This window comes from Corynebacterium callunae (assembly GCF_046592015.1).
GTDB lineage: Bacteria > Actinomycetota > Actinomycetes > Mycobacteriales > Mycobacteriaceae > Corynebacterium > Corynebacterium callunae_A.
Genome location: NZ_JAWVOB010000003.1, coordinates 228,069 through 249,676 on the forward strand (window position 1 = coordinate 228,069; position 21,608 = coordinate 249,676).

The following is a 21,608-nucleotide window of genomic DNA, read 5'->3' on the forward strand; positions in this document are numbered from 1 at the left end:
AACCTCACATAACAAACTTTATAAAGAAGATACAAATTTGTTATTGATTTGAAATTCATTTTTAGGTTAAGAGCACAAAAACGATCCCACACACCCCAAAAAGCAACAAGGTGGAGGTTAATGAGACCACTCCAATAATATTGGGGCGCATTTCTTCATGGGCTATGCCCTGCGCTTGGCGTTGGTAGCGCACGCGCTGCGTTACCAAAATAAACACCGCCAAAAGAATCAAAGCAGCCACCGGGAAAAATACCAGCGGCCCATAAAAACTCATCCAACGCAGCAAAATCGCCGAGCACACCGCCATGGACACGGTGGTGCGATTCCACGCCAAAATTGTGCGCTCGGGTTGCAATCCTGGATCGTCATGGATTCTGCCGGCAGGTATGCCCGGCTGCCCACTAGTGAACAATGATTAACACCATCACAGCGAGGGATGCCAACAGTGCGGCCAGGGACAATACTGGAACAATTGCAGGTACCGGCAGCGGACGCTTATTGCGCATGGCCCGTTCCACATTGACCCAGCGCACTGCAGCACCAGCAGCAATGATCATGCCGATAGCAATAATAAAAACTGCGATGGCAGTGTGCACTGTGTCAGGAAGGCCATTGAGCTGAAAAGCTTCAAAGGCAATGCCACCTGCTAGAAAGGCCAGCGAGGTTCTGGTCCATGCCAAAAAGGTGCGTTCATTTGCCAAGGTAAAACGGGGATCAGGTTCTTGACCATCGGGAAAAATAAAGCGGGCGAATGAGCTTCTCTCATCTATAGGCTCTGTCGGCGCTGCCACAGCTATTTCCCACTTTCATTTTGTTGGTCCTGCAATTAAGCCATGCCTTTTACTACCTGAGATTTAAGAATAGACCGCATCTGCTTTAGGAGGCATCTCAAGATCTTTCCCGCATGACAACAGCGAAATATCCCATAATTTCGAACTTTTCGCTGTCTGGAGTTGGAATTAGAAAGCTAACCCAAATAATCAGCCACTTTGAGCACCCCACCTGCAGCCTCAAAATCTGCGCGCGCCGCAGCCAATAAGGTGGGATCCGCCAAAGCATCAATAGCTACCTGTGCTAGTCCAATGGCAGAATCCACGGTTGCATCAACGGCAGCTTCGGTGCGCGCATATTCAGCAAATTCCTTGGTATGTAATGCCACATTTTCCGGAGAAATCTTCACCATGGGGTGAATGCCTGGGACCAAATGTGAGACATTGCCAAAGTCCGTGGAGGCTGCCAAAGTATCTGGCAAAATTCCCTCCTTCAAGGCAGTGCGCCCGCGCAAATTCTGGCTTTTTGCCCAGCGTGCAGCCAAAGCATGGTTATTGCGTACCGGCAAACTAGCCGGGTGAATATCCCACTGTTTTTCCACCCGCACACCTGCCATCAACGCTGCCCCATCAAGCACATCATCAACCCGGCGCGATAAATCCACCAAAGCCTCGGGCAGCAAAGAACGCACATATAAAGCCATGCTGGCGGTATCGGGAATCACGCTGGGACGATTTCCGCCCTCGGTAATAATTGCGTGCAGACGGTCACTCGGTGGCATTTGCTGACGCAAAACCCCCAACCCCTGATAAGCCAAACTTGCAGCGTCGAGCGCATTTCTGCCCATAAAAGGCTGCGCCGAGGCATGCGCAGAAACCCCGTGGAAAGTAGCCGTCATAGTGCGCCGGCCCACCCAACTATGCTCCGCCAAATCAAAACCAAAAGGATGGATCATTACAGCAGCATCAATATTTTCAAAGGCGCCGCCCTGAATCATATATTCCTTGCCGGAATGGCCCTCCTCCGCCGGCGTTCCCAAAAACACTAAGCGTCCCTCAAAATGCAGCTTGTCGACGCCCCGAGCGCGCACGGACTTGAGCATGTTGGTGGCTGCCAGGAAGGCGCCCACACCGGCTGCCGCAATAATATTGTGGCCACATGCGTGGCCAATTTCTGGCAGCGCATCATATTCCGCAAGGATGGCGATGCTTGGGTGCAGTTTTGGATCAAAACCCGGGGTCTCAAATGAGGTTTCAAGTGCTGTGGCTACGCCATAAGCACCGGTGGTGACCTCAAATCCAAAAGCGCTAAGAAGTTTGGCGATTTCGCCTGCGGCATAAACCTCCGCAAAAGCTTCCTCTGGATGATCATGCAGGTCAAAGGCTAATTTCTGAAGCTGGGGATAAAGTGCTTCCCCAGCTTCTTGCAGTTGACGCCACAAAACCTGCTGCCCGGGATAATCCGGTGCATGTTCTTGAGCGTTGCCTACTTGCTGCTCAGCTTCTTTTTTCCGCTGGGCTATACCTTCTTGCATATAGTCCAGGTAGACCGTGGATGGTTCTAAATTATTCTGAGTCATTTTGTCCTTCAACGCTTAGAGGAAGATTCCAGAACCTGGTCCAAGTGGTAGGTCCGCATAGAACCAAATGGCCAATAGTGCTGCCCAGGATAGCCAGAATGGAATCACAAAAGGAATTAGACGAGACATCAAGGTACCCAATCCAGCTTCTGGCTCATACCTTCTGAGTAATCCCAGAATCACAATCATGTAGGGATTAAGCGGTGTGATCACCTGGGTTGCCGAGTCTCCCACGCGGAAGGCTGCTTGGATAAAGGAAGGCTCATATCCCAGCAAGGCAAACATCGGCACAAATACTGCTGCCATAAGAGTCCACATTGCCGAGCCAGAGATAATGAGCAGGTTCAAACACGAGGCCAAAATAATAAAGGCCAAGATTGCCGGGAATCCCGTCAAACCAATAGCTTCCAAACCGGCGGCACCTTGTACTGCAGTCCAGGTTCCAATGCCAGTCCAGTTAAAGAGCGCCACAAACTGACCCAGAATAAAGGCCAGTACCAAGAAGCCGATCATGTCTTTGATGGATTCACCCATCATGTCCACAACATCATCCATCTTCTTAATGTTGCCGAGCACCATGCCATAGGCCAGGCCCATGACCACAAAGAAAATACAGACAATAAAGACCACTGCATTAAGCAATGGAGATTTAGGCAAAAATCCGCCATCTTCATTGCGCCATGGGGAGTTCGGGATAAGCACCACAATTAGAACAATGATGGCGGTGAACAAGGTTGCCCACAGTGAAACTGCCAAGGCGCGGTTTTCCTGTGGGGAAAGGGTTGCAGAAATCTCTTCTGTTTCCGGCTTTGAGTCCTCAGTAGCCGCATATTCAGTGGTTACTTTTTGCTTCCACAAACGCGGTTCCAGCACCCTATCGATAATAAAACCACATAAAACACCCAAAACAATTGAAGATGCAATGTTGAAGTAGTAATTGGAAACCGGGTTTACTTCGGTGGTTTCAATTCCTGGCAGGGTCTGCATTACTGCATTAGTAATTCCCGCAAAAAGCGCATCCAGGCTGGTGGGAACCAAGGCCGTGGAATAACCAGCACCCACGGCAGCAAAACCACCAAGCAAACCGGCAATTGGGTGTCTACCTGCAGCTTTGAAAACCATGGCTGCCAGGGGTGGCACCACCACAAAAGCAGCATCAGCCATAACAGAGGCTGTCACACCGATAACACCCACGGCATAGGGCAGGACAACTTTCTTGGCCGAGCCAAAAAGTTTGCGGATCAAAGCCGAAAGCATGCCCGAGCGTTCAGCAATACCCACTGCAAGCAAAATGGGCAGGACGGTGAGCAAAGGTGGGAAGCCAATATAGTTGGCGCCCAAATTGGTGGTTAACCACACCAATCCTTCAGCGGTGAATAGTCCTTTTACAAAGAGCTCTTCTTCAGATCCTGGCACAATCACCGAGACATTCATCCACGCCATAATCGATGAGACAAGGGCAGTGATTAGGAAAAGAATCAGAAAAAGTGAAAACGGCGTGGGCAGCTTATTTCCAAGCTTTTCCACACCGTTGAGGAACTTATCGCTCCATTTTCCTAAAGTGCTGCTGGGCGCAGCGATATTGTCCCCTTGGGGTTCTTTTATAACGGTGTTCGAGCTCATATCCCGGACCTTCCGATCGTGCGGGACATCTCGGTTCGATGTCCCGGCGATGAAGCCAGACTAAAAGTTCGAAGAGGAAGAAAACATGCTTCCAGGAAACCGTAATCGGAATGTTATGCCCAGATTCACCCCCACCTGAGACCCTCTTAGTCTTTTTTAAGGTTTAAAGCCCAGGTAGGGGGTGAAAAGGTGTTGGGGGTACTAATGTTCCTTCTTTAATTCAGCTGCGAGCTCATGGAATGCGGCAACTGGATTGCCAAAACGGTGCAAAGACATCGAGACTGCCTGCTCTTTTAGCCAGTTGCGTAATTCCACTCGTCCAGACGCGGTAAAAGGATCATCAAGCAGCGCGATTTCGGGCCGTACAGCTAGCCTTTCCCGCAGCATTGCGCGTGGAGTTCCGATATAACGAATGCGCACGCTGGCTCCATCGTCATAGTCACCACGAAGCAGCTTAGACATAAAGACATCATCCTCCACTGTTTCAACTGTGGCATTGGCTTTAGCAAGCACGTCTCGCACAGCCTCAGATACTCCTGCGGTTTGCAGCACCTGCACCTTGCTCTTGGCCCGGCGCGCAGCCAAAATAGCGCGAGCAACATCGCGCGCAGTGGCATCACTATCAATACGCACTACGACGGTAGCGGGACGGTAGCGGAAGATATTTGCTTCTGCCTGAAGTCCAGAAGGATCGCGTGGGGTTCCAAATTCCGAGCTCCAGGCGGCTTCATCACTTGCATTGGCCTTTTCCAACCACTCCAGCTCAGTAGCTGAAAGATCAAGGCGCTTAAGCAGTGGGCTCTCCAGATGTGGTGCATCAATTTCTGGTTTATCGTGCCAGGTTCCCATGAGCATCACATAGTTGGGTCCGCCTGCTTTAGAGCCCAGGCCAACCGAAGACTTCTTCCACCCGCCAAATGACTGGCGTTGCACGATGGCACCGGTAATACCGCGGTTAACGTAGGCATTTCCCACGTCAACCTGATCCAACCAAGTCTTGATTTCAGCAATATCAAGTGATTGCAAACCGCCGGTGAGGCCGTAGTCATTGCCATTTTGGTAGTTGATGGCTTCTTGTAAATCCTTAGCCTTCATCAGCCCCAGCACTGGTCCAAAAACCTCGGTGAGGTGGAAGAAGGTTCCAGGTTTTACACCTTCTTTAATGCCCGGTGACCACAAACGTCCGGAGTCATCAAGCTGGCGTGGTTTAAGCAACCAGCTCTCGCCCTCCTCCAAGGTGGTCAATGCATGCTGGAGTTTATCGCTGGGGAGCTCGGTAAGTGGTCCCACGGTAGCAGCGGGGTTGGTGGGCCAATCCACAATAAGTGAGGAGGCAGCATCCACCAATTGTCGACGGAAACGCTCAGAGTCATAAACACTGCCCACCAAAATGCCTAGCGATGCAGCCGAACACTTTTGACCAGCATGTCCAAAGGCGGATTTCACCAGGTCAGCAACGGCGAGGTCGCGGTCTGCTGAAGGGGTGATCACAATGGCATTTTTGCCGGAGGTCTCACCGTTAATGCTGAGCTCAGGACGCCAGGAAGAAAACATGGCGGCAGTTTCAGAGGATCCGGTAAGAATCACGCGATCCACACCCTCATGGCTGATCAAGGTTTTACCAGTGCTGCGGGTAGTTGGGTATACGCAGTGCAAAACCTCGCGGGGAACACCAGCATCCCACAGGGCTTCCACCACGGCAGCAGAACAACGCTGGCTGGGCTTGGATGGCTTGTGGATTACACCGGCACCAGCTGCCAGAGCCGCAAAGGTGGAACCAGCCGGAATGGCAATGGGGAAATTCCACGGCGGGGTAACAACAACCACGCGATCAGGTTCAAAGGTGGCATTGTCCACATCATCAAGCTGTAGTGCCAGATGTGCATAGTAGCGAGCGAAGTCAATGGCCTCGGAAATTTCGGGATCGCTTTGTTCAACGGCTTTGCCTACTTCAGCAGCAGCGATTGATACCAGGTGGCCACGGCGCACACTCAAAATTTCGGCGGTGCGGTAGAGAATGCGTGCTCTTTCAATGGCTGGCACTGCAGCCCATTCACGGGCAGCTTCCTGAACTTGCAGAACCAGCGGATCTACCTCTGCTTGTGCCAAGGGTGCAGGTGCTGCTTGAGCTTCCAACCAGCCGGGTTCTGTTGCCCGTGCTAGTGCGTGAGTGGCCCATTCTTGGTTTTGGAGCAGCGCTGGGTTGGTGTCTGGTTCATTGGCAAAAGGTGTAATTTCAACCGTTTTATTTTCGAGTGTTTCCTCGGCAGCACGGTTTTGGGTGTGGTTGGGACCCGGGAGGGGTGCGTCGAGAAGCGTAGAAAGCTCAGCCACTGAGGCGCGGAAGCGACCCTCCTCGCGGGCGAACGCGGCGTTGTTGCTGTCCAGGTCAAAAATGGCGGACATGAAGTTTTCGCTGGCGGCGTTTTCTTCAAGGCGGCGCACCAGATAGGAAATTGCCACGTCGAATTCGGCGGGGCGCACGGCGGGCACATAAAGCAGCAGGTCACCGACGTCGACACTGAGCGCGCGGGCTTGATCGGTGGCCATGCCGTGCAGCATTTCGAACTCCACGCGCTCGGCTACGCCACGCTCCACAGAGAGCAAATGAGCGAAGGCGATATCAAAGAGGTTGTGGCCGGCCACGCCCAATCGCAGGCCTTCCATATTTTCCTTGCGCATGGTCCAGTAAAGAACGCGCTTATAGTTGGCGTCGGTGGCCTGTTTGCTGGGCTCGGTGGCAAGTGGCCAACCCGCAATTTCCGCGTGGACCCGCTCCATCGCCAGGTTTGCACCCTTGACCAGGCGTACCTTGATGCCGGCGCCACCTGCTTGAATGCGCTGGCGGGAGAATTCGACAAGCTCCTGTATGGCTCCCAACGCATCGGGCAAATAGGCCTGCAGCACAATGCCAGCTTCCAAGCCCTTGACCTCTTCAAGGGAAAGCAGGCGCTTAAACACCTCCATGGTCAGGCGCAGATCGCGGTACTCCTCCATGTCAAGGTTGATAAATTTGGTGCCTTGGGGCGCGCGAGCAGCTTCGGTATAAAGCGGGGTGAGCTGCTTTACAACATTGGTAACAGTATCCTCAAAGCCCCACATGGAAATTTGGGAGGTTACCGAGGACACCTTGATGGAGACATAATCCACATCGGGGCGACGCAATAAACGCACGGTATCATCCAAGTGCTTTTGGGCTTCCTTAGTACCCAGCACTGCTTCACCCAAGAGGTTGATGTTGAGACGGTGTCCATCGGACTGGATTTCAGAAACAGCCTTGGCAAAAGGCTTATCGCAGGCATCAACAATCATGTGCCCCACCATCTGGCGGATACGCGCACGAGCGGCTGGCACCACTACTTTGGGAAGCCTGCGACCGAGCAAAGAACCTGCCTGAATTTGAGCACGATCCAAAAAGGACATGGTGGTGGGCATAATTTTGCCCAGTTCATAAAGAGCGCGAGCTGCTGCGTCAGTATCCTCAGTACGCACCACACGGTCTACAAAGCCGACCGTAAATTCCAAACCATTGGGATCTTGCAGGACTGTTGCCAGCCTTTGGGCATCCGCGTTGGGCACACTTTCCTTCTTGCTGTACTCCAACCACTCGCGCACTTTGTGCACCGCTTGATCTGTGAGAGTGGCCAGCTCAACGGGCAGATTCAGGGATGTTGCTGCATTGTGTGACACTTTGGCAAAACTCCTTTTCTTCATGGCAAGGACCATTGCTGCATTGTGTGACAACAAGAATCCTTATCCAGATCTTGAACACGGTGCTTCAGGGGTGTGCGCACCAACATAACCCCAAAAAGGGCTTGGGGAACACCCCTCCCCCACCCACCGGCACCCAAAAATTGGCGTTTATGCAGCGCATAAAGCTGTCAACATATGCGGTCCTACCCCCTTTTCGGCACCCAAAAGCAGATTTTATGCCCGCTGCCCCGCCTTAAGGGCTCGTTCAAATCACGTGCACATCCCGCTCGTTTAGGCAGGGATTGAACTCTGTATAAAACCCCTTGGTTAATTCAGGCTTTGTTGCACAGGTGCGGTAAATGTTAAACCCGTCACCATCCCTGAAATCGCACCTAGAGGCCCGAAAGGCACATATGGACATTAGACAAGCAATTGATACCACCGCCATGAGTAAATACCAGTGGTACATCGTTGCACTGGCAACATTTCTCAATGCACTCGATGGCTACGATGTGCTCGCACTCGCCTTCACTGCCAATCCCGTCACGGAAGAATTTGGCTTGAATGGCAGCCAACTTGGCCTCTTGCTTAGTGCTGGCCTCATCGGCATGGGTATTGGTGCGCTAATTTTAGGTCCGCTTGCCGATCGCTTCGGACGCCGCCGCATCCTCATGTTGGCGCTGGCTATTAGTTTCCTTGGCCTAGCGCTTTCAGCTACTGCTGGATCTGCCACCCAATTGGGCCTGTGGCGAGTAATTACCGGTATTGGCATCGGTGGCATTCTAGCCACTGTCACCGTGATTACCAGTGAATATTCCAATAACCGCAATCGCGGCATGGCGGTGAGCATCTACTCCGCAGGTTATGGTTTGGGCGCTACCTTGGGTGGCCTTTTGGCAGCGCAGTTGATCCCAACTTTGGGCTGGCGTTCCGTTTTTGTTGCCGGTGCAGCAGCCACCGCTGTTGGTTTGCTTTTAGTGGCTTTTACCATTCCTGAATCCGTGGACTACCTGCGCACTAAGCGCCCTGCGGGGGCTGAAGAAAAAGCCCAAAAGATTGCCCAACGTCTGGGCAAGGATGCAAGTGCTGGTTTGGGTGCCGTTAGTGCGGACAATTCCACCAACGCCCGCCTCGTTGATCTTCTCACCAGCCCTTATCGATCCACCACGCTCAAACTCTGGGCTGCTTTCATCTTCATCATGTTCGGCTTCTATTTTGCCAACTCCTGGACACCAAAACTGCTGGTAGAATCCGGCATGAGCCAGAACCAAGGCATTATCGGCGGCCTCATGCTCACCCTCGGCGGCACCTTCGGCTCCCTCATTTATGGTGTGCTGACCACCAAATTTAATGCCCGTCGCACGCTGATGGTGTTCGCTGTGCTCTCCGCAATCACGCTGGTCATCTTCATCACCACCACTTCCATCCCCGCTTTGGCATTTGGCAGCGGAGTGCTCGTCGGCATGCTTATTAATGGCTGCGTTGCTGGCCTGTACACCGTCACCCCTGCTTCATACCCGTCCGCGTTGCGGACTTCCGGCGTGGGCTGGGGAATCGGCGTGGGCCGCTTCGGCGCCATCTTTGCGCCCATCACCGTCGGGGCGCTTCTCGACGCCGGCTGGTCGCCTTTGGCCCTTTACTCTGGCGTAGCCGTTGTTGTGGTTTTCGCAGCTCTTGCCCTAATTGGCATTCGCCCCATGTTGGGTGAAAAGGCCTAAACTAAGCAGCCACGTGCTGTTGAAGGAGCCACTGTTGTGGTTCAATTCCCTGGATCTCCGAGTGCAATTCTGCTCGGAGATTTTTTAATAACTGGGCTTTATTGTCAGTGCCAAATTGTGCACAACGACGCGCAATTACTGCTGCTCTGTCAGCATAGGAATTAAGCACATGCCCATTGTGGCCGCGCACCCAAGAAACAGAAACCTCAATACCAAGGGTGGCTAGTTCATCCATAGCTTTCTTCAGGGACTCCCCCACCTCAGATTTCAGTCTGGTTCTGCCTTGGACATATTGCACGGCTTTTTGTGGGTCAGTGAGAATTTCAAAGCGCTGTGCACGTTTAGCAAAGCTGGTGAGAGCCAAATGAATGGCCGCCAGTTCTCCGTCTAAAATGCTTTTTAGCTCCAGTTCGCGGGCCCGGATGTGTCCCTCGGCCGTCACCGCTGAAATGCCCACGGTTTTCTTGTTTTTCCCCTTTGAGGCATCGGTAGCAACCACCAACAGCGTTGCCAGCGTTTTTCCACCACTGCTGGCTGCGGGCGCTGAGCTTCATGCTGCTGTGAATGGGAGTTGCGGCATACCGTCCAGGTTTCTTGGAAGCGCTTTCCGATAATCACGTCGCGTACTTGCAGGCCAGGAAAAGCCTCACTTTGTTCTTTCAGCAGACGGCTAATGGTGCGGTCTGAAACATAAATAATAAGGCCATTGGCACCGTGAGCATTCCAAATGTCGAGGAAAGCATCAACAATATCCGAACGCATGCTGGCATCAGTAGGGTGCGAACTCCAGCGATCAAAAAGCACCTGGCCATCTACCGCTGCGAAGATCAGAGTTTCGCCATCGCTATAACGGAAATGGTGGATGACAGCAATGGCACTCATGCTGGTCTCCTCTTGAAGTTTTTCTTAGCGCGTGTGCTTCCAGTATGAACCATCACCTGGACACTGGCACGCACGCTGTTCGAAAAACTCTCGAAAACCTCTAAAAACTAGCTGAGCTGCTTGGCTACAAAATCACGCAGTGACTTTTTATCGATCTTGTCGATCTTGGTCATGGGGATATGATCAACCACGATGATCTTGGCTGGGTGTTTAAAGCGAGCTACACCAAAGGCATCAAGGTGATCGGTAACCTCGGAAACTGTGAGTTCTTGCCGTCCCGTTAATTCCACTACCAGGCAGACATCCTCATGCAAGATGGGATGATGCATGGCAACAACAGCTGCCCGCGAAACTCCTTCGATGTAGTAAATGAAGGATTCCACTTCCTCAGCAGAAATCTTTTCACCACTACGGTTAATGATGTCTTTGTTGCGGCCATGAACCACTAAGTTGCCATCTGGGCGGCGGTGTACAACATCGCCGGAGCCGTACCAACCATCATGGAAGGACTTGGCATTGGCTTCGGGTGCAGCGAAATAACCACGGGGAGTATAGGGGCCACGGGTCAAGATTTCGCCTTCTGCACCTGGCGCTACATCTTTATAGTTCTCATCAACCACACGGACTTCATCTGCAGGTGAGATTGGGCGACCTTGGGTGGTGTTAATAACCACTTCTGGATCAGTAAGCCTGGTCATATTCACTAAGCCCTCAGCCATGCCAAAGACCTGCTGCAAATGAGCACCAAGCACACCATTTACTTTGATAGCTAGGGAGTCTGGCATACGAGATCCACCCACCTGCAAGGTTTCCAATGTAATCAGGTCTTTGGTGTGGTTGAGGTGCTGATAATCAATCCATGATTGCGCCACTGCCGGCACAAGTGCCGTATGGGTTACTCCATACTTGGCGATAATCGGGAAAACTTTTACCGGATTGGGGCTTGCAGTAATCACTGTTTTAGCACCAACCAGCAAGGCGCCAAGAACACCGGGGCAAGCCAATGGGAAGTTGTGGCTTACTGGCATAACAGCCAAAAACACATCTGTTTCCAGGAACTCATTTACTGCCAATGAAGCCTTGACGTTGTACACATAGTCATTGTGGGTGCGCACAATAAGTTTTGGAACTCCGGTGGTACCACCCGACAATAGGAATAATGCTGGTTGACTCGCTGGTGGATCAAGCGCATCAAAACGCTTACGCAAAGGCTCAATTTCGGCGGGCTTTGGTGGCGCCAAAAGGTCCATTAAGTCTATTTGACCTGCTAGTGGCTCACCTTCAATGATGATCATCTCCAGGCTAGGAGCCTCTTCTTGGAGGCGTTTGCCGAGGTCACGGTGATCACAGCCTCGCACCACATCGGATGCGATATAGGCGCGAGCACCGGAAGCTATAGCTAAAGTTTTTAATTCAAAGTGGCGGTGGCTTGGCAGAGCAAGTACCGGCAAGACGCTGGCGCGCAACATACCCAACAGCAAAATAACAAAGGATGCTGTGTTGGGTAAGGCAACAATTGCGCGGTCACCGGGTTGGAAACCCAGCGCTAATAAACGTGCCGCTGCTGCGTCGGCGCGTTGGCATAACTGCGCGAAGGTTAATTCCAACCCAGTGTCAGGATCAATAACCGCAATACGATCTGGAAATTGGTCAGCGACGGCAAAAATCTGCTCTCCGAGGCTGCGGTTCTCCCAATAGCCTGCTTCTACATATGCTTTTTCCAGCTCAGCAGGCCAGCGGGTGATACCAGCTTCCAGATCCTCCATCATTGCGTTTAAAGCTCCTTCATTGTGCTAGTCCAGTTTGTTGGTAACTTCTGCGGCCCCAAACTTGAGGCCTTCAGCAGTTACAGCAACTGGCTTGAGCGTAATCTTTTCTACACTCTCATTATCCGCAATATGCTTGCCCAGGGTAGCCAAAATTTCAGCCAGTTCTGCTGGGTCAACCTTGGAGTTACCTTCTGCATCATGCAAAAGTGCTGCACCTGGGATTGTACGGATAACTCGGTCGGCATCAGCCAAAGAAACTTCAGCCAAATGAATGACTGGTTCAGAGACAACTTCGGCAGTTCCGGCCAGACCACAAGTCACAACAGGTCCAAAAACTGGATCGCGGTGTGCGCCGAGAACTAGCTGTACCTCTGCTGCTGCGTCGGTGTTTTCGGCAGTGGCAGCGTCGAAAAGCTTAGCTGCGAGCTCTGCAGATGCAGCAACTGCTGGCTGTGCAATTGCCCACTGTGCGTGGCCATCGCGGGCCAAGGCCTTTACGCCACGTGCAACGGCGGTTGGTCCGAGCACCATTGGGATACCCTTTGCACGTGCATCAGCGATGACCTTGTCGGTGGAGCTGGTGATGGAGTCAGTGCCGAGCACAACGGGGAGCTTGCCCAGGGCGCCGGATTCTTCCACTGCGGTTGGCAGGTGCACGAGGGATTCCACGATGCTGTAGACACCAAGCGCGCTCACACCTGGATCTTCGGTAACAGCCTTCATAACTTCCCAGAAGTTGATGGCCGGGCGACCGGTATCAACAGGGTTGTGCTGGAAGGTCATTGGAGGCAGCAGGGATTCGATCTGTGCGATGGTTTCAGGCTGCAGCTCGGTGAAGCGTGCCTCTGCGTTGAGCAGGTGATCGTGCATGATCAAGCCGGTTCCAGCCTGGCCGGTGAGCAGTGCAATGCCTGGATCGCGCTGCTCAGCGATGCGCTGATGCTCCAGGGCGATGGCCATCTCCACCATTTCCTGCTCATCTTCAGCAATAACAGCGCCAGCCTGCTCCAAAATGGAGCGGGTTGCATGCCAGGAGGTGGCCAAAGATCCGGTGTGGCGCTCGGCGAATTCCTTCACGTCATGCTTGCCGATAACCATGCCAATCACTGGCTTCTTCTGAACTGCGCGGCGTACCGATGCAGCCAGACGAGGGCCATCTGGGATGGTCTCGAGGTGCAGGATGATGACTGAGGTGTTGTCATCTTCGGCAAGGTAATCAACAACATCTGCGGAGTTCACGCCCACGCCGCCACCGATTCCGACGCCGAGGCTGATGCCTACTCCGGCACGCTGCAAACGGAAGCAGGTGGAGTGGTTAACGCCACCGGAAGCGGAGACCACGCCGATTGCACCGGTAGGGATTTCAGCAACACCTGGCACGAAGCTGGCGTGCAGGCCAATTCCTGGCACAAAGTAGCCTGAGGTGTTTGGTCCCAGAATGATAATTCCGGTTTCCTTAGCTGCCTGCTGCATTTCTTCTTCGTACTGGTAGCCTTCGCCCTGCGCTTCGGCGAAACCGCCGGCGCATAGCAGTGCAGCCTTAACGCCGCCCTTGGCACAGTCTGCCAAAGATGCTGCGGTGAAGGCTGCGGGGATGCACAAGATTGCCAGGTCAATGGGGTGGCCTGCGGCTTTGGAGGCTTCTTCAACGCTGGTGTACATGCCTTCGCCACCGCGAGGGTTGATCAAAAATACTGGTGCATCGTAGTCAGACATTGCTTCTGCCATGACGGAGCCAAGCTTGCCTGGGCTCTTGGATGCGCCAATGATCGCCACGCTGCGTGGCGCGAACACTGGCTGGAACTTTTCAGTTACTGAAGCAGTCATGATTAGATTTCTCCCTGGGCGACGGCGTCTGCACGGCCGGAAAGGACAGCGGTAATTGCGGCATCTTCATCCGCTTCTTCAACAAGTACAACGGTGAGCTTGCGCGCAAAGCGCGCTTCTTCAGCCAAGAGACGACGGTTAAGTGCGTCGCCACCATGAATCACAACAGTGCCGGTAGCAGGAAGCTTTTCGACGTCTGCATCGATGCTCTCAGCAGCATCAGGAGCTGCGAGAATAGTGATTCCTTCAGCATCGAGTGCAACCTTGACATCGCCTGCTACAAGCGCGTTATCTGCAACCTGGAAAATACGGCTTGGGAACTCAGTACCAGCGATGGTGATCGGAGTTGCCTCAACATCAGCGCCGTACTTGTCCTTCCATGCAGCTTCAGTCTTGGCTACCAACTCAGGATCGCGCTGGGCAATACGAGCGCGGTTGATGGAGCGGGAGAAGAAGTGGAAGGTGAACTGTACTGGATTCAGGTTGTCGTAGTAGCGACCGAAGTGCTCCCACCAGCTCAAACTTGGACGGGCTGCATTTTGGACCTTGGCTACAGCTGGCTTACGAATATCCTGGTAGGCCTGCAGTGCAGCTGGGATATTGTCTGGCTGCTTGGCGACTTCCTGGGCCAAGATGATGGCATCTTCCATAGCCATCTTGGTGCCGGATCCGACAGAGAAGTGAGCAGTGTGGATGGCGTCGCCCAGAAGTGCAACATTGTCCTTGAACCAGGTCTTGGTGCTGCGGGTGTTGAAGTTTGCCCAACGCGAGTTGTTAAAAACAATCTCGTGGCCTTCAAGCTCTTCAGCAAAAAGTGCCTCGACATATTCCTTGGACTTCATATCTGAAGGACCAGGGGTCTGGGTGACATCAAATTCATCCAGGCCGGCTGCACGCCAGGTTGCCTCATCGGCTTCGACGATGAAGGTGGAGAGTTCATCGCTAATTGGGTAAGCGTGAGCAGCGAAGCTGCCGTGCTCGCTCCTGCGGTGCAGGAAGGTCAAGCCATCAAAAATGCGGGTGGTTGCAAACCAGATGAACTTTGCGCTGGCTTGAACAACCTCGTGTCCGAGCACGTCCTCGCCGATTTCCTTGCGGGTGGCGGAGTTGGTGCCGTTAGCAGCAACGATCAGGTCAAAGCCTTCAAGTTCCTTGTAGGAAGCAATGTTGGTGGCAAACTTTAGCTCCACGCCAGTTTCGGCAGCTTTTGCCTGCAGTGCGCGCAACAATGCCTTGCGGTGAATTGCGGACATGCCATTGCCTGCGAAGGAGTGCTTCTCATCCTTGCTCCAGACCTCAATGGCATCCCAGTGGCGACCCTTTTCCTTAAGGACGTCATCCAAAACTGGGTCAGCCTCGGTGATGCGGCGCAGGGTGGCATCAGAGAAAACGACGCCAAAGCCGAAGACATCTTCTTCGCGGTTGCGCTCGAAGACAACAACTTCTGCGGTTGGGAGGTAGCGCTTGATGAGGGTCGCGGTGAAGAGGCCACCTGGGCCGCCACCGATGCAGGCAACACGAATGCTCATTTGATCAACTTTCTTCTTAGCCTCAAATAGTTTAGATCACGAGCTTTAATGCCCGGTGATCCAAGTCACCTCATAAATATAACAACCTAAGCCCAATTCGTCCATCTTTTGTTACAAATTATTTTTCAGCAGATTCCTCAAACAACACTTCCGCCACAGCCTCCATCGCTAGAGGACCCAAATCACGGTGCATATCGGTGAGGAAAGAAAAGGCCTCATCTCCACACCAATCTTCAGGCAACAGAGCCTTGGGCATCATGGGATCACGGTAGATAAAAGAGCGATATTCATTAACCATACGCACGCGGACAATAAGAGCTTGTTCAGCACTTAGAGATTCAATTCCGCCGGCCAATTTCCGTTCCCAGCGCTCAATGAAGTTTTTATAGACTTCGGAAATTCCCGTCAGATCCCAGCAGGTTTCCGCCAAACGCTTATCTTCATCAAGCGATCCGCTCCACAAATTGGCCACAAAAACAGAGCCATCTTTAGTGGCATATTTAGCACGAATTCTTTCCCTCACATCGCGTGGACAAATCCAGCTACTACCATTGAGCTGGGCAAATCCCTCCCACTGCAAGCCAGTAGTAAGCAGTTTAGATTCCACCTTCCCCAGCGCAGCAGCATCAAAAATCACCGTGGTCCACCTGCCCACCCAAACAGGCTGCGCCTTGGAGAAAATGCGTTCGCGGCCATCTTCCAGAATCTGCATCAGTCGGTCGGTGGCATGGTAGGAAATCTCACGGCCATGGCGCTCAGTTTCAAACCAACCATCTTTACGCATACGGGAAATGGTTACGCGCGCCGTCGCTGGTTCCACCTCAAAAAGCTCGAGAAGTTGGGTAAGTTGCCCCACCCGAATACTGCCCCCCATATAGCGCACATAGTCGCCAAAAAGGTCCATAACCAGATCTTTAGGCTTGGCCATCATTTGCAGTTCCTCCGCTTTTTATAAATCTTTTCCACAAAAGACTTGTGAAACACTTGATATTCTGATTTCATCATTCATGTTACATGTTGCACTAATCACAGTTTGGTGTTGATTAGAGCCACCTCATTGCCCCCTTCTTGTTTGGAGCACTCATGACGATATCCCCTGAGAATACGACACAGACACCATCATCCACACACAACAAACCCAAAAAATCTGCGGCTTGGGTTATTGTCCTCTGCTTTGTCACCATCATCTTTGATGGCTACGACTTGGTGGTTTATGGAGCTATTACTCCCGCCCTGCTGAAATACGAACCATGGGGACTAACCCCAGTGGAAACCGGTGCATATGGCAGTTACGCCCTCGCTGGTATGTTCCTCGGCGCCATTTTGGTTGGTTACCTCACAGATATCATCGGCCGAAGGAAAGTTCTACTCTTTAGCATCACCGCTTTCTCCCTTCTTATGCTGGGATCAGCACTTGCTCCAACTCCAGTCATTTTCGGTATTTTCCGCTTCTTGGCAGGTATTGGCCTGGGTGGCGTTATTCCTACCGCTATCGCAATTACCGTTGAGTTCTCCAAGCCACATCGTCGAAACTTCAACAATGCACTGATGTTCTCCGGCTATGCGTTCGGCGGCATCATGGCGGCGTTGCTTGCAATGGCACTTTTGCAGCACATCGGATTCCGCGGCATGCTGGCAATCGGTGCACTGCCTGTGGTAACCATCGTTCCGCTTATTTTCTTCCTCATGCCTGAATCCCCTGCATTCTTGCGTGCACGTGGTCGAATTGCAGAAGCTGAAAAGGTGGAAGATGAATATGGACTTGCACATGCAAGCCCCGCTCCTATTGCTAACGCTGCGGCAGAGCCACGTCGAGAAGCTAAAAAAGGTCGCCTGGCCACCATGTTTAGCGGCGTGACCGCGCTTGCCACCATCTTGTTCTGCCTAGCTGGCATTGCAGGCCAGACCTTGGTTTATGGCCTTAATACGTGGATGCCACAGCTTATGATCCTGGCGAACTACTCCCTGGCGTCTTCACTGAGCTTCTTGTTGACCGTGAATATCGGTGCGGTAGTTGGTGTGGTTATTACTTCCTACCTGGCCGATCGCTTTGGACCGCGCATTATCACCTTCTTCTCTTTTACCTCCTCCGGTTTAGCATTGCTGATCATGTCCACTGGCGTGGTACCACTAGTTGGTATGTACGCACTGGTTGCTGTTGTTGGCTTCGGTTCCATCGGCGCTCAGATCCTACTTAATGGCTTTGTGGCTACCTATTACGACAACGAAACTCGTGCTTCTGCACTGGGCCTCACCCTCGGAATTGGCCGTATCGGTGCGGTGCTGGCAATTGCCCTTGGCGGTGTGCTGGTTGCTGCTGGTTACCCAACCTTCGTGAACTTTGCAGTCTGGTCTGTGCCTGCAGTTGTCGGCATGATTGCCGTCGGCCTGGTACCTCGCCGTAAAGGTGTAGTTGGCAGGCAGCCGCTAGACCTATCTCACCACTAAAGCTCCACAAACCACTCCCCGGAAGTAGCCTAAAAATAGGCACTGTCCGGGGAGTTTTTGCTGCGCGCACGGAGTTCAGGTGGTCGACGTGAAAATGAAATCATCCACGACGTAAATCACGCACACCAGCCCAGTAGAAGATGACCCCACCAATTACTGATGCCGCCAAAGCCCCTATGGCACCTGCATCTCTAAACGACAGAGGTAAAACAAGGGCAGAAAAGATAATCAGCAGTACATCCAAGCCCTTGTGTTCACCAGTGGTGAGGGCTCCATTCTTTTGTCTGGCTTTATGCCAGTTGACCCCTGCGATAACCAGTACCAGCCCCAGAGTTAAAACTGAGAGCAACTGACCGAGTTGTAGCCACCGCAAGCGCGCTTGCGAAGATGAGAGATAGCAGCAGAAGTTGAAAGAGGTTCCGAGTTTCACGCTTGCTCCCATTCAAAAGCCCCATGCCAATTCACCGTAGCAAAAGTAGAGGGCATGATCTCGAAAATGCTTCGAGACCATGCCCTCTAAACGCCCCACCTAAAGGTGGAACTTAAGCAGAACTACCTACTTATTTACAGTGCGTACTGCTGCTTTGGATCTTCAATGGTGATCCACTTTTCTTCGGTGAATTCACGGTAGACGGTGCGACCATCAAAGCGACCATAACCACTGTTCTTCATGCCGCCATAAGGAGCGTTGGCATCATTTTGCACGGTGGCGCCATTGATGTGGACGTGGCCGGCATCAATAGACATTGCAGCCTGGAGGGTGCGGAAAGAATCGGTGCCGTGAACTGCTGCAGCCAGGCCGTATTCGGTGTCATTAGCCTTCTCAATTGCCTCATCGTAGCCATTAACGCGGATGATAGCGGTGATTGGAGAGAAGGTCTCCTCGCTGTAAATCTGCATTTCTGGGGTGACGTGGTCAAGGACGGAAGGTCGGTGAGCTGCGCCATCAGCATGGCCGCCAACTGCGATGGTGGCACCCTTTGAAACGGCATCATCGATCATCGCGTTGATACGCTCGCCGTTGCCAGCGTGGTAGACGTAACCGATTTGGACGGAAGGATCCTTGATTGGATCGCCAGTCTTGAGCTGAGCTACACGAGCTGCGAACTTTTCGACGAATTCATCAGCGATCTTCTCATCGATAACGATGCGCTCGGTAGACATGCAGATCTGGCCTTGGTACATGAATGCACCAAATACTGCAGCATTAACTGCGCCATCAACATCTGCGTCATCAAGAATTACCAGCGGAGCCTTGCCACCGAGTTCAAGAAGCACTGGGGTGAGGTTACGAGCTGCCTTTTCAGCGATGATGCGGCCAACCTTGGTGGAACCGGTGAAGTTCACACGACGCACAGCAGGGTGCTCGATCATGGCTTCAACAACCTGATCGGAATCCTCAGGACGGTTGGTAATGAAGTTGACTACACCAGCTGGCAGGCCTGCATCGATAAGAACCTCGACGAGCATTTCGTGGGTGCGAGGGCTGCCCTCGGAAGCGCGGAAAACAACAGGGTTTCCGCAGACCAGAGGATAAGCCAAGGCGCGCATACCCAAAACGCCAGCACCATTCCATGGTGCCATGCTCAAAACAACACCAGCAGGCTGGCGCACAGTCATAGACAACACACCGCGATCATTTGGCATGGTCTCACCCATAAGCTGGGATGCCATACCAGCAGCTTCACGCAGCACCTGGGTGGTGAGATATACGTTGAACCCAGACCAATCGGGAGCAGCGGAAACCTCGGCGGTCATGGTGGCGATGAATTCTTCAGCGCGCTCTTCTAGAAGATCAGCGGCCTTTAGCAAAATGCGACGACGCTCAGTTGGGCCGGTCTTGGCCCAGCCTGGGAAAACCTTGGCGCAGGATTCAACAGCAGCAATGGCATCTTCGACGGAAGCTGCAGCACCAGTAGTGACAACGTGGCCATCCTGTGCATGCAAACGATCAAAGGTGGCGCCATTGCTGGCTGGACGCTTTTCATTGTCAATAATGAGTTGGGATTTCATTGGTTGAGCAGTGGTCACAGTGTCTCCCTTTCCAAGGAAATGTATAACAGAGAACGAGTTTCCAACGATTCTAGCGTTACATCACACTAATGTACATGACGTGTTTCAAGTTACAAACTTATTATTTTTAACCGTAAAAGTCCTGGCCAATCTTTAAATCAGTAGTTATTTATAAATAAAAATTAGTCTTTATCCACCAACCAATGTCACATGTTGAGATGTCAACCTCACTACTTTCAGACGCTAAAAGGCGACGTCGAAAAGCATCTTTTTAGCGGAAGGGCACCTCGCCGAGCGTGCGACGCAACTTGCGGGTGCGCAGGCGCTCAGGGTCAACCGCCAGGTATTCCATGGCGCGAACAGCGCACATCAGGTGCGCCTCCTTGGAATTTGAGTAAAAGGCCTGAGCCTGCGCAGGCAGCTTGGGAACCGCATGCAAAGGCAAATCCGACACACTCAACAAGGTGCCATAGGGAATTCGGTAGCGGTAGCCATTGGTGGCAAGTGTTGCAGATTCCATATCCACGGCTACGGCAGTTGAACCCTTAAGCCAATTCCACAGGTTGCGCGGGGTATGCCACTCCCAGTTGCGGTCATCGGTGGAAAGCACGGTTCCGGTACGCATGAGCTCATTATCATCGCCGTAAATTTCATTCACACTTGATTCCAGTGCTTTTTGTACCTCAGGAATGGCCGGGATGGGATTGCCCAAAGGAATGCGATTATTCAAAATATGATCTTCACGCTGGTAGGCGTTGCCGAGGATGAGGTCGCCGATTCGCATGCGCGCATCAAGACCAGCGCAGTGGCCGATCATTACCCACGCCTCGGGGCGCAAAACGGCAAGGCAGTCGGTGATTGTCTTCGCGTTAGAGGGGCCGACGCCGATATTGATAATGGTGATGCCATCGCCTGCCTCGGTGATCAGATCATAACGGGGCATTTGGAAACGGCTCGCCAGATCAAGGGCGCCAGCTCCGCCTTCTTCCTGCAAGGACACAGCGGTTTCTGCATCAATCAGCTGGCCATTGGGCAAAGACAGCGCCACATAACGTGAGCTGCCAGATGACAGTTCATTCATGGCAAAATGCACAAACTCCGTGGTGTGCATGGCGTAGTTAGTAAATAAGATGTACTTCTGTACGTGATCTACCTGGATGCCAGTGTAGTGCTCAATACGCGCGCAGGCGATATCAAAACGCTGCGGACCAAAGTGGAATAGTGGCTGCTCCTCGCCATTAAATGCTTCCCATTCGCCATCAATAATGGCATCTTGCACCTCATCGAGGGTGGGGCGAGGAATAATATCAGCCACATCACCAGCCCGGCGCGCTTCAGAGGCCGAGGGAGCGTCGCGGATATACTCAGGCGGAATTCGCACATCGGAGGGGCCGACCTCAATTGAGCAAGGATAATTGCTGGTCAAGCGGGTGAGCTGTTCCCGCAAATAAGGCTCAATAATGTGGGGCTTGGAAAGAATTGCAGAATAACGGCCGGCTTTATCCACATAACCAAAGGGCTCAGTGCGGTCAATGGGCTTCCACTTCAGCACGTCCACGATGAGTTTGGGATAAACCACATCCGCATAGGCTGCATAATCTTCATTTTCTAAGGTTTGTTTAGCCAGTTCGGTGGAGCGGTTATAAATCTCAATGAGCGTGTTAATCGCTTCGTCGATACTGCCCATTTTTTGCATGCCTGGTGCCACGTTTGTTTCCATGCGCCCTAGACTAACTGTGCTGGCGCACCGGCGCCG

Annotated in this window: 16 protein-coding genes; 2 read left to right on the forward strand and 14 right to left on the reverse strand. The window is 52.6% G+C overall.

All coding sequences use genetic code 11. From position 1 onward, the window contains the following. Window positions 1-61: 61 nt before the first annotated feature. The 5 genes from SFC07_RS05530 to SFC07_RS05550 form a co-directional block, all read right to left on the reverse strand. Window positions 62-412, reverse strand: coding sequence for a DUF202 domain-containing protein (locus tag SFC07_RS05530; RefSeq protein WP_411207233.1), 351 nt, complete (start codon window positions 410-412; stop codon window positions 62-64). Beyond that, on the reverse strand, window positions 402-770 hold the full coding sequence (locus tag SFC07_RS05535; RefSeq protein WP_411207275.1) for a YidH family protein: 369 nt from the start codon (window positions 768-770) through the stop codon (window positions 402-404). Before SFC07_RS05535 ends, SFC07_RS05530 begins: the two co-directional genes overlap by 11 nt. Window positions 771-967: 197 nt before the next feature. Then, window positions 968-2,350 carry a M20 family metallopeptidase gene (locus SFC07_RS05540; RefSeq protein WP_411207234.1) on the reverse strand — a complete coding sequence of 461 codons (1,383 nt, stop codon included), beginning with the start codon at window positions 2,348-2,350 and terminating at the stop codon, window positions 968-970. 15 nt (window positions 2,351-2,365) lie between these two features. Further along, on the reverse strand, window positions 2,366-3,973 hold the full coding sequence (locus SFC07_RS05545; RefSeq protein WP_411207235.1) for an AbgT family transporter: 1,608 nt from the start codon (window positions 3,971-3,973) through the stop codon (window positions 2,366-2,368). Window positions 3,974-4,174: 201 nt separating this feature from the next. Then, on the reverse strand, window positions 4,175-7,687 hold the full coding sequence (locus tag SFC07_RS05550) for a proline dehydrogenase family protein (RefSeq protein WP_411207276.1): 3,513 nt from the start codon (window positions 7,685-7,687) through the stop codon (window positions 4,175-4,177). A 392-nt stretch (window positions 7,688-8,079) separates the two neighbouring features. Here SFC07_RS05550 and SFC07_RS05555 point away from each other — a divergent pair, with 392 nt between their 5' ends. Continuing rightward, window positions 8,080-9,384, forward strand: a complete 1,305-nt coding sequence (locus tag SFC07_RS05555) for an MFS transporter (protein WP_411207236.1) — start codon at window positions 8,080-8,082, stop codon at window positions 9,382-9,384. A gap of 1 nt (window position 9,385) precedes the next feature. Here SFC07_RS05555 and SFC07_RS05560 read toward each other — a convergent pair whose 3' ends face one another. The 6 genes from SFC07_RS05560 to SFC07_RS05585 all read right to left on the reverse strand — a co-directional run bounded on the left by SFC07_RS05560 (window position 9,386) and on the right by SFC07_RS05585 (window position 16,322). Beyond that, window positions 9,386-9,841 (reverse strand): RNase H family protein, encoded by a 456-nt coding sequence (locus SFC07_RS05560; protein ID WP_411207237.1) that lies wholly within the window; start codon window positions 9,839-9,841, stop codon window positions 9,386-9,388. Then, window positions 9,823-10,266, reverse strand: a complete 444-nt coding sequence (locus SFC07_RS05565) for a hypothetical protein (protein WP_411207238.1) — start codon at window positions 10,264-10,266, stop codon at window positions 9,823-9,825. The genes SFC07_RS05560 and SFC07_RS05565 overlap by 19 nt, the downstream gene beginning before the upstream one ends. Before the next feature lie 107 nt (window positions 10,267-10,373). Continuing rightward, window positions 10,374-12,035: a (2,3-dihydroxybenzoyl)adenylate synthase gene (locus tag SFC07_RS05570; protein ID WP_411207239.1), complete on the reverse strand. Its 1,662-nt coding sequence runs from the start codon at window positions 12,033-12,035 to the stop codon at window positions 10,374-10,376. Window positions 12,036-12,059: 24 nt separating this feature from the next. Further along, window positions 12,060-13,862 carry an acetate--CoA ligase family protein gene (locus tag SFC07_RS05575; protein ID WP_411207240.1) on the reverse strand — a complete coding sequence of 601 codons (1,803 nt, stop codon included), beginning with the start codon at window positions 13,860-13,862 and terminating at the stop codon, window positions 12,060-12,062. Between the two features lie 2 nt (window positions 13,863-13,864). Next, the gene (locus SFC07_RS05580; RefSeq protein WP_411207241.1) at window positions 13,865-15,391 is read right to left on the reverse strand and encodes an FAD-dependent monooxygenase; all 1,527 of its coding nucleotides are present in this window, start codon (window positions 15,389-15,391) and stop codon (window positions 13,865-13,867) included. Window positions 15,392-15,509: 118 nt separating this feature from the next. Then, complete coding sequence (locus SFC07_RS05585; RefSeq protein WP_411207242.1) at window positions 15,510-16,322, reverse strand: PaaX family transcriptional regulator C-terminal domain-containing protein; 813 nt, start codon at window positions 16,320-16,322, stop codon at window positions 15,510-15,512. A gap of 152 nt (window positions 16,323-16,474) precedes the next feature. Between SFC07_RS05585 and SFC07_RS05590 the strand changes: the two genes are divergently transcribed. Continuing rightward, window positions 16,475-17,839 carry an MFS transporter gene (locus tag SFC07_RS05590; protein ID WP_411207243.1) on the forward strand — a complete coding sequence of 455 codons (1,365 nt, stop codon included), beginning with the start codon at window positions 16,475-16,477 and terminating at the stop codon, window positions 17,837-17,839. Window positions 17,840-17,939: 100 nt separating this feature from the next. Here the strand turns inward: SFC07_RS05590 and SFC07_RS05595 are convergent, their stop codons facing one another. From SFC07_RS05595 to amn, 3 genes are all read right to left on the reverse strand, one after another. Beyond that, window positions 17,940-18,269: a hypothetical protein gene (locus SFC07_RS05595; protein WP_411207244.1), complete on the reverse strand. Its 330-nt coding sequence runs from the start codon at window positions 18,267-18,269 to the stop codon at window positions 17,940-17,942. Window positions 18,270-18,403: 134 nt separating this feature from the next. Beyond that, window positions 18,404-19,870, reverse strand: coding sequence for an aldehyde dehydrogenase (locus tag SFC07_RS05600; protein ID WP_411207245.1), 1,467 nt, complete (start codon window positions 19,868-19,870; stop codon window positions 18,404-18,406). Between the two features lie 253 nt (window positions 19,871-20,123). Next, window positions 20,124-21,572: an AMP nucleosidase gene (amn, locus tag SFC07_RS05605; RefSeq protein WP_411207246.1), complete on the reverse strand. Its 1,449-nt coding sequence runs from the start codon at window positions 21,570-21,572 to the stop codon at window positions 20,124-20,126. Window positions 21,573-21,608 lie beyond the last annotated feature (36 nt).

Excerpts from the sequence above, each read along its gene's own strand:
- SFC07_RS05540 (WP_411207234.1), bottom strand. The coding sequence starts at position 2,350 with ATGACTCAGAATAATTTAGAACCATCCACGGTCTACCTGGACTATATG.
- SFC07_RS05545 (WP_411207235.1), bottom strand. The coding sequence starts at position 3,973 with ATGAGCTCGAACACCGTTATAAAAGAACCCCAAGGGGACAATATCGCT.
- SFC07_RS05550 (WP_411207276.1), bottom strand. The coding sequence starts at position 7,687 with ATGAAGAAAAGGAGTTTTGCCAAAGTGTCACACAATGCAGCAACATCC.
- SFC07_RS05555 (WP_411207236.1), top strand. The coding sequence starts at position 8,080 with ATGGACATTAGACAAGCAATTGATACCACCGCCATGAGTAAATACCAG.
- SFC07_RS05565 (WP_411207238.1), bottom strand. The coding sequence starts at position 10,266 with ATGAGTGCCATTGCTGTCATCCACCATTTCCGTTATAGCGATGGCGAA.
- SFC07_RS05570 (WP_411207239.1), bottom strand. The coding sequence starts at position 12,035 with ATGATGGAGGATCTGGAAGCTGGTATCACCCGCTGGCCTGCTGAGCTG.
- SFC07_RS05575 (WP_411207240.1), bottom strand. The coding sequence starts at position 13,862 with ATGACTGCTTCAGTAACTGAAAAGTTCCAGCCAGTGTTCGCGCCACGC.
- SFC07_RS05580 (WP_411207241.1), bottom strand. The coding sequence starts at position 15,391 with ATGAGCATTCGTGTTGCCTGCATCGGTGGCGGCCCAGGTGGCCTCTTC.
- SFC07_RS05585 (WP_411207242.1), bottom strand. The coding sequence starts at position 16,322 with ATGATGGCCAAGCCTAAAGATCTGGTTATGGACCTTTTTGGCGACTAT.
- SFC07_RS05590 (WP_411207243.1), top strand. The coding sequence starts at position 16,475 with ATGACGATATCCCCTGAGAATACGACACAGACACCATCATCCACACAC.
- amn (WP_411207246.1), bottom strand. The coding sequence starts at position 21,572 with ATGGAAACAAACGTGGCACCAGGCATGCAAAAAATGGGCAGTATCGAC.